At 41.8% G+C, this 7,355-nt stretch carries 6 protein-coding genes; 5 read left to right on the plus strand and 1 reads right to left on the minus strand.

The window, feature by feature from the left end:
• Positions 1 to 45 precede the first annotated feature (45 nt).
• The gene (locus tag A7P55_RS13135; RefSeq protein WP_004656466.1) at positions 46 to 378 is read left to right on the plus strand and encodes a DUF485 domain-containing protein; all 333 of its coding nucleotides are present in this window, start codon (positions 46 to 48) and stop codon (positions 376 to 378) included.
• Position 379: 1 nt separating this feature from the next.
• Entirely contained in the window at positions 380 to 2,095 is a 1,716-nt protein-coding gene (locus A7P55_RS13140) for a cation acetate symporter (protein WP_171552429.1), read from the plus strand.
• Positions 2,096 to 2,147: 52 nt separating this feature from the next.
• Here the strand turns inward: A7P55_RS13140 and A7P55_RS13145 are convergent, their stop codons facing one another.
• Positions 2,148 to 3,356, minus strand: coding sequence for an oxygenase MpaB family protein (locus A7P55_RS13145; protein WP_171552430.1), 1,209 nt, complete (start codon positions 3,354 to 3,356; stop codon positions 2,148 to 2,150).
• Between the two features lie 85 nt (positions 3,357 to 3,441).
• Here A7P55_RS13145 and A7P55_RS13150 point away from each other — a divergent pair, with 85 nt between their 5' ends.
• The 3 genes from A7P55_RS13150 to betT all read left to right on the plus strand — a co-directional run bounded on the left by A7P55_RS13150 (position 3,442) and on the right by betT (position 6,906).
• A complete protein-coding gene (locus A7P55_RS13150; protein WP_171552431.1) occupies positions 3,442 to 4,038 on the plus strand; it encodes a TetR/AcrR family transcriptional regulator in 597 nt (198 codons plus the stop codon).
• A gap of 43 nt (positions 4,039 to 4,081) precedes the next feature.
• Positions 4,082 to 4,777, plus strand: coding sequence for an ion channel (locus tag A7P55_RS13155; protein WP_171552432.1), 696 nt, complete (start codon positions 4,082 to 4,084; stop codon positions 4,775 to 4,777).
• A 152-nt stretch (positions 4,778 to 4,929) separates the two neighbouring features.
• Positions 4,930 to 6,906, plus strand: coding sequence for a choline BCCT transporter BetT (gene betT / locus A7P55_RS13160; protein ID WP_171552433.1), 1,977 nt, complete (start codon positions 4,930 to 4,932; stop codon positions 6,904 to 6,906).
• Positions 6,907 to 7,355: the final 449 nt, after the last annotated feature.

A 7,355-nucleotide genomic window follows, 5' to 3' on the forward strand; every position in this document is an offset into this window, starting at 1 on the left:
GTGAAAAAGGGGTCCACGGTTGGACACAAAAATAAGGAGTCAATTATGGATGATTCACAGGTAGATCGAATTCTACGAAATCCAAAGTTTCAAGAGATGGTCAGCAAAAAACGTACCTTAAGTTGGACATTAACAGCAATCATGCTGTTTATCTACGTTGGGTTTATGCTTTTGGTTGGCTATAACAAAGAATTTTTAGCAAGTTCATTTAGCGGTGGTGTGACCACATGGGGAATTCCCCTTGGTTTAGGCATTATCGTATTGTCATTTATCTTATGTGGTGTGTATTCCTATATTGCCAATACTAAACTTGACCAACTGAATGAAGCAGCCCTCAAGGAAGTTGAGGCCATTGCACATGAAAAAGGGATGCACTGAGATGAAAGGGACCTCATTCAAAGCGAAATTATTCGCACTGCTAAGTTTCTGTTGTTCGAGTGTCGCATTTGCAGGCCCTGATTTAGGTGCAGCAGAGCAGCAGGCAACCAACTGGCATGCGATCATCATGTTTACGATCTTTGTCGGTTTTACCCTGTTCATTACCAAATGGGCGGCAAAGCAAACTCAATCTGCACAAGATTTCTATACCGCTGGTGGTGGAATCAGTGGTTTCCAAAATGGTTTAGCCATTGCGGGTGACTATATGTCAGCTGCATCTTTTCTGGGTATTTCGGCACTGGTATTCAGTTCGGGTTTCGATGGCTTACTCTACTCACTGGGTTTCATGGTGGGTTGGCCAATCGTACTTTTCCTTGTTGCGGAACGTTTACGTAACTTGGGTAAATATAACCTTTCAGACGTGGTGTCATTCCGTCTGGAAGAAAAACCTGTGCGTACTTTGGCAGCCTTCAGTTCATTGGTTGTGGTGGCGTTCTATCTGATTGCACAGATGGTCGGTGCAGGTCAGTTGATCAAATTGCTGTTCGGTTTGAACTACAACATCGCCGTGGTGATTGTCGGTCTATTGATGATGGCGTATGTGATCTTCGGTGGTATGTTGGCAACAACTTGGGTACAAATCATCAAAGCGGTGATGCTACTCAGTGGCGCGACTTTTATGGCCTTTATGGTGATGAAAGCAGTGGGCTTTAGTTTCACCAATATGTTTAACCAAGCCATTGGTGTGTATAGCCAGGCACACAGTATGAGCTGGGAAGAAGCATCAAAAATCATGGGGCCAGGTAAACTCGCGGCCAATCCAATTGATGCATTATCGCTTGGTCTTGCCTTGATGTTTGGTACAGCAGGTTTACCTCATATCTTGATGCGTTTCTTTACCGTAAAAGATGCGAAAGAAGCACGTAAATCAGTTGTGGTTGCAACAGGTTTTATTGGTTACTTCTACCTGTTAACCTTCATTATCGGTTTCGGTGCGATTCTGTTTGTTGCAAACAACCCTCAATTCCTTGATGTGGCGAAAGCAGCAGTGACAGGTAAATTAGAGTTAGTCGGTGGTAACAACATGGCTGCGGTTCACTTAAGTGATGCTGTTGGCGGTGACTTGTTCATGGGCTTTATCTCGGCAGTGGCGTTTGCAACAATCCTTGCTGTAGTGGCTGGTTTGACCCTTTCAGGTGCATCTGCAATCTCACATGACTTATATGCCAATGTGTTCAGAAAAGGTAAAACTACACCTGAGTCTGAATTGAAGATGTCAAAAATCGCAACTTTAGGTTTAGCGATCTTTGCTATGATCTTGGGTATTCTGTTCGAGAAGCAAAACGTTGCCTTTATGGTTGGCTTGGCCTTCTCTGTAGCATGTTGTGCAAACTTCCCAGTGTTAGTGTTATCCATGTTCTGGAAAGGCTTAACCACACGTGGTGCAGTGATTGGTGGTGTAGTTGGTTTGGTTGGTGCGGTGAGCCTAATCATTCTGTCTAAAGCCGTTTGGGTGGATACGTTGGCAATTTCTGAAACTGCGCCAAACCCATTCAATGGCCCAGCATTATTTGCAATGCCACTCTCATTCCTTTGCTGTTGGTTCTTCTCTGTAACAGACAAGTCAGCACGTGCAGAGAAAGAGCGTAAAGCCTTTGATGCTCAGTTTGTTCGTTCAATGACAGGGATCGGTGCGTCTGGCGCGTCAGATCACTAATCAAAACGAAGCATAAAAAAAGCCCTCATTGATTGAGGGCTTTTTTTATGACTTATTGATGCATGCTGGCCAGTTGCTGCCCTTGGTTGCGGTATAACGACAAGCCAATGCGTTGCAGATGACGTCCGTTGTGTTCAAGGAAGCTGTTTAATTTTGGAATATGTTTGGCACTGGTATACAGCGCTAAATTTCGACCAATTAAATAATAAGCAAACCAAGATGCTGATTGTGGCGCTAAACCGAGCTTCTGCATTTTCTTGCGACCAATAAAGAACTGGGTAATTTCTAAATGCTGCTTATAAGCCAGTTTTTGTTGGAAAGAACGTAGATAACGGTACTTTCGTTCGAATGGTTCTTTGGAAAGGCTGGAGCCGAGCGAGATACTACTGGTATCCGATTGCGGATGTGCAAATTGCATCCAGTAAATCAGTTTCCAGCCATCTGCTTCATGATTGACTAACCATTTTTCTTCAACACCCATCAACCAACCTGCATATTTCCAGAAATGTAAAAAGCTATCGACTTCTTGCGTACTCGGAAAAATCCCCAGAGCACGAATACCAATCAGTACTACGCCACTAAAGGCAATATTGGTCATGGCCTGATCATACTGGTTAATGGGGAGTCCCCAAGTCTCGGCATCCCATTTCTCTGATTTTTGCAGTTGATGGCGGACCAAGGCATGAATGAATCGCACAAAAATCGTGGAGGTAAAACCTTTGCTAAAGCGTTCAAAACCACCTTGTTCAGTGATATCGACCCACCATTTGGTGGTTTCAGCCAAACGTGTACCTGCCTGTTTTTTTAATGCGCCTGTCAAGACCAAAGGTTGGTTAAAACCAGGGTACATATAGCCGGTCATTAGGGATAAATCTCGGAGGATAAGACCGTTATTTATTCCCAAGCGATAGGTGAATTTCAGTGCTTCATCGACTTTGGATTGCTCATACCACGCAGGCTTTTGTTCCACTTGCTGAAAGAAGGTGGTGAGTTCAGCAATTTCATGTGGCAATTGATCGAGGCCTTGATATAGCGCGGTTTCAAAGTATTTACGATGCTGTTTCGGATTTTGTAACACCCAGAGCAGCAACTGATCCATCGGCGCATCACCACTTTGTAGGGCGGTATTCAGTGCCTGATACTCTGCATAACTAGGCTGTACCTGCTGATGGGTCATATAACTGAGAATCTTGGTTTTGAGATTGGACTGACTCATGTCTTCAAACGCAGCCAAGCGTTTAGGTTTAACCATGCTTTGCATTGCATAAAGCCTCTGATTGTTATTTAATCAAAGCTTAATATGAATAATTATTCGCATTCAATTCGCATTTCAGTCGAGTCTGTTTATGAGAAAACGACCACAGCAGCAACGTGCCAAAATGATTGTGGAAAGCATTTTGGAAGGGGCGCAAAAATGTATTTCTGAATATGGGGTTTTACAGGTGACCACGCCTAAAATCTCTGAAAAATCAGGCGTCAGTGTTGGGTCGATCTATCAGTATTTTGAAAATAAAGAACAAATCATCGCAGAACTCTTATTGCGTAAAAGTGAAAACTTGGGGCAAGCTGTAAAACAGTTGGTGATGCGACAACAACAAACCTCTATTCAAGACATCATCACATTAAGTATTGCTTTTGGCTTTGAATCTTTGAAATCCGATCAAGGTTTTTTTATCGAAATCTTAAAAAACTGGCATGCCTATAGTGACTCGGAAGCGGCGCAGGTGTTGGAGCAACACTTCTTGGAAATCGGTATGTATTTATTTGGGCGTTATTATCCGCATTGGGATTTTGAGACCTTAAAGCACAAGTCTTTTGTGATTATTAATAGTACCTTATTTACCATGATGCGTTATGCCAGTAAAAATACCTTTTTGATTGAAGAACAACGACTGCAACAAGAACTCTCGAAAATGATTGTTTCTTTTTTAGATGCAGTATGATGCGATCGATAAGAAAACCAGAACAAACTTTAGGAATAACAACATGCAAACCTTAAAACAATTTTGGCAGAGCCTTCGCTTACTTCCATCAGCATGGTTGTTGCTGGTTCAATTGGCCTTGTTGATTTTATATATGTTGACCACTGGCGACAGTGAATTCCGTGCTTTAACTTGGTCGCTGGGCGTATTGGCCTTGTTGATTATTGCCAAAGTGATTCGGCAAAGCCCTGTGTTTACCTTTTGGGGCTTGGTCTTTGTGAGTGGTGCGTTCTTATTTTCGATTTTAATTTTTCTTGGCTATGGCAATCGGACTATACAAATTATTGCACATAGTTTTGAAGCCTTAGCTTATTTCTATGCGGCTTATGGTTTGCTGCGCTATATGTTTGCGGATCGTTATCTCACCAGAGATGAATTGTTTGCAGCAGGGGCCGTATTTACTCTCATCGCTTGGGCTTTTGCCTTCTTATATAGTATCTGTCAGTTAATCCTGCCAAATAGTTTTCAAAACCCCAATCAACCTCAAGCCTTACAGCATTGGCTCGATTTATTGTTTTTGAGTTTTAGTCTGCAGTCGGCAACTGGATTATCAGATTTAATCCCGATTAGCCCTGCGGCAAGAGTGCTGGCAATGTTGCAAATGTTTGGTGGGGTGATGTATTTGGCTGTGGTGGTGTCTCGCCTTATTGCGTTGCAGTATATTGCACATGCGCCAAAACACTCCAATGATAAAGAATAGCTTTGTTACAGCATTACAACTGCTTTATTTTTCACATTTTTTATAATTAGTATCGAGTTTTACATGCTTTAAGCTCGCTTTTATTCACATTGTGAATGTCTTCTTTGGCCGTTATGGCCTGTCCATTATCATTAGAATAACGTGGGGGAATTATGCCTTCCAAGCCATCTTCGCAGTTTGCGAATGTGAATCCAAACGTGTTTTTAAGCACGGTGATTATCATTGCGATTTTTATCGCAATTGTCATTATCGCACCCAGTTCATTTGAATTTTTGACTCAACAACTGAAGCAATGGATCACGGACTCGTTTAGCTGGTTCTATGTCTTATCAGTTGCGGTGTTTTTGATTTTACTGATTTATATTGCCTGTTCGGCCAGCGGCAAAATTAAATTAGGCCCTGATCATAGCCAACCCGAATATAGCAATGGCTCATGGTTTGCCATGTTGTTTACTGCAGGGATGGGGATCGGGTTAATGTTCTTCGGTGTGGCTGAGCCAGTGATGCACTATGTTAGCCCACCCAGTGGTGATCCTGAAAGTGTCGCTTCTGCACAGCAAGCCTTGAGAATCACCTTTTTCCATTGGGGCTTGCATGCATGGGCAATTTACGCCGTGGTTGGATTGGCCTTGGCCTATTTTGCTTATCGGCATAATCTGCCATTAAAAACCCGTTCCGCCTTATATCCAATTATTGGTAAGAAAATCTATGGCCCTTGGGGGGATGGGATTGATACCTTTGCCACCATTGGTACGGTTTTCGGGGTGGCGACCTCTTTAGGTTTTGGTGTGACGCAAATCAACTCAGGTCTGCATTATCTATTTGGGATTGAACAAAGCAGCAATGTTCAGGTGATCCTGATTATTTTTGTCAGTGCTTTAGCATCTATGTCGGTATTTTTAGGTCTGGATAAAGGGGTCAAACGCCTTTCCGAACTAAATCTGATTTTGGCTTTGGTGTTGTTGGCCTTTGTATTTATTGCTGGTCCAAGTATCTATCTGCTTCAAACCACCATTCAAAACATGGGTTCGTATATGTCGAACCTATTTGGCATGACCTTTAACCTCTATGCCTATCAGCCAAATGGCTGGATTGGTGGTTGGACCATTATGTATTGGGCGTGGTGGATTTCATGGTCGCCATTTGTGGGGATGTTTATTGCCCGTGTGTCGCGTGGCCGAACCATCCGTGAATTTATTGTTGGGGTGTTACTGATTCCGACAGGTTTTACCATCATTTGGATGGGCTTTTTAGGTAATGCCGCACTGTTTAGCATTATGCAAGAACATAATGTAAGTTTACTTCATGCTGTGCAAACCGATTCATCAGTAGCTTTATTTGAGTTTTTGAATCATCTGCCATTTTCAGGGGTGATGAGTTTGCTGGCAACTGTATTGGTGATGCTATTCTTTGTGACCTCAGCAGATTCAGGTGCTTTGGTTACCGATTATCTTACCGCTAAAACTGAAAACTCTCCAACATGGCAAAGATTATTTTGGACCGTGTTGATGGCCGCATTGGCCATTATTCTATTGTTGGTCGGTGGTCTGTCTGCATTGCAATCCTCTATTATTATGAGTGCATTGCCTTTTACTTTTATTATGTTGCTGATGAGTTGGGGTTTACTCAAAGCCTTGAAGTTAGATGTCACCAAAATGAATGCCATTCAAGAGGCTCGAATTACCCCGCGTGCCATTAATAATCCAAGGAGTTGGCAGCAGCGTTTAGGTTTGATCATGCATTATCCGCATACTGAAACTGAAGTTCAGCATTATATCGACACACAAGTTCGTAAGGCTTTTGAGAGTATTCAGCGCGAATTCAAACGCCGTCACTTGGAAGTGGAGATTCGTGAAATCGAAAATGGTTTGCAACTGCATGTCGATCATCACCATGAAATTAACTTTACCTATAAAGTGGTTTCGCATGCCACTGTCCCACCTAGCTTTATGTTAGGGCGTGCAGATGAAGATGAGGCCAATTACTTTCAGGCAGAAGTGTTCTTGCGTGAGGGGGGGCAAAACTATGATGTGATGGATTGGACGCAAGAAGATTTAATCCAAGACATTATTGATCAATATGAACGTCATCTATACTTCTTGAATATTGTGAGAGGCAGTACTTCTTAAGAGAAAGTACTTATTACAACACTGAAAACAACGGTTTTGAGCGATCAAAGCCGTTGTTTTTATTTTGGGTGGTGAAATTTTAAACATGAATCGAATAGGAGACAGATTTTTGCATGGAGTGAGGTGTTTAAAATAAAAGCTAAATATAAAAAGAAAGCTGCTTTATTGCTGATAATAAAAACATAATTTCAATAAACTGATTTAATTTCAATTGGTTAGTCTGTTTAAATTCACTTTTAAGATAATTAATAAATTTTAAATTATATAAATCAGTAAATTAGATGCGTTAAAGTTTAAAAATAAAACAACCGAATAATTTAATTTTTAAAAGTGCTTGCAAGCGATCTGAAATACTGTAGAATGCACATCCATCGGCGGTGATGCAGATAAAAACTTGTTGAGAAACAAGGATTTGGCTAGAAAGGTTGGATTCTTGAGTTGATTGATAA

It is taken from the genome of Acinetobacter sp. Ac_5812 (assembly GCF_013072695.1).
In the GTDB taxonomy this organism is placed as follows: domain Bacteria; phylum Pseudomonadota; class Gammaproteobacteria; order Pseudomonadales; family Moraxellaceae; genus Acinetobacter.

Bases quoted from the DNA above. Each gene is read 5' to 3' on its own strand.
- A7P55_RS13135 (WP_004656466.1), top strand. From the start codon at position 46: ATGGATGATTCACAGGTAGATCGAATTCTACGAAATCCAAAGTTTCAA.
- A7P55_RS13140 (WP_171552429.1), top strand. From the start codon at position 380: ATGAAAGGGACCTCATTCAAAGCGAAATTATTCGCACTGCTAAGTTTC.
- A7P55_RS13145 (WP_171552430.1), bottom strand. From the start codon at position 3,356: ATGCAAAGCATGGTTAAACCTAAACGCTTGGCTGCGTTTGAAGACATG.
- A7P55_RS13150 (WP_171552431.1), top strand. From the start codon at position 3,442: ATGAGAAAACGACCACAGCAGCAACGTGCCAAAATGATTGTGGAAAGC.
- A7P55_RS13155 (WP_171552432.1), top strand. From the start codon at position 4,082: ATGCAAACCTTAAAACAATTTTGGCAGAGCCTTCGCTTACTTCCATCA.
- betT (WP_171552433.1), top strand. From the start codon at position 4,930: ATGCCTTCCAAGCCATCTTCGCAGTTTGCGAATGTGAATCCAAACGTG.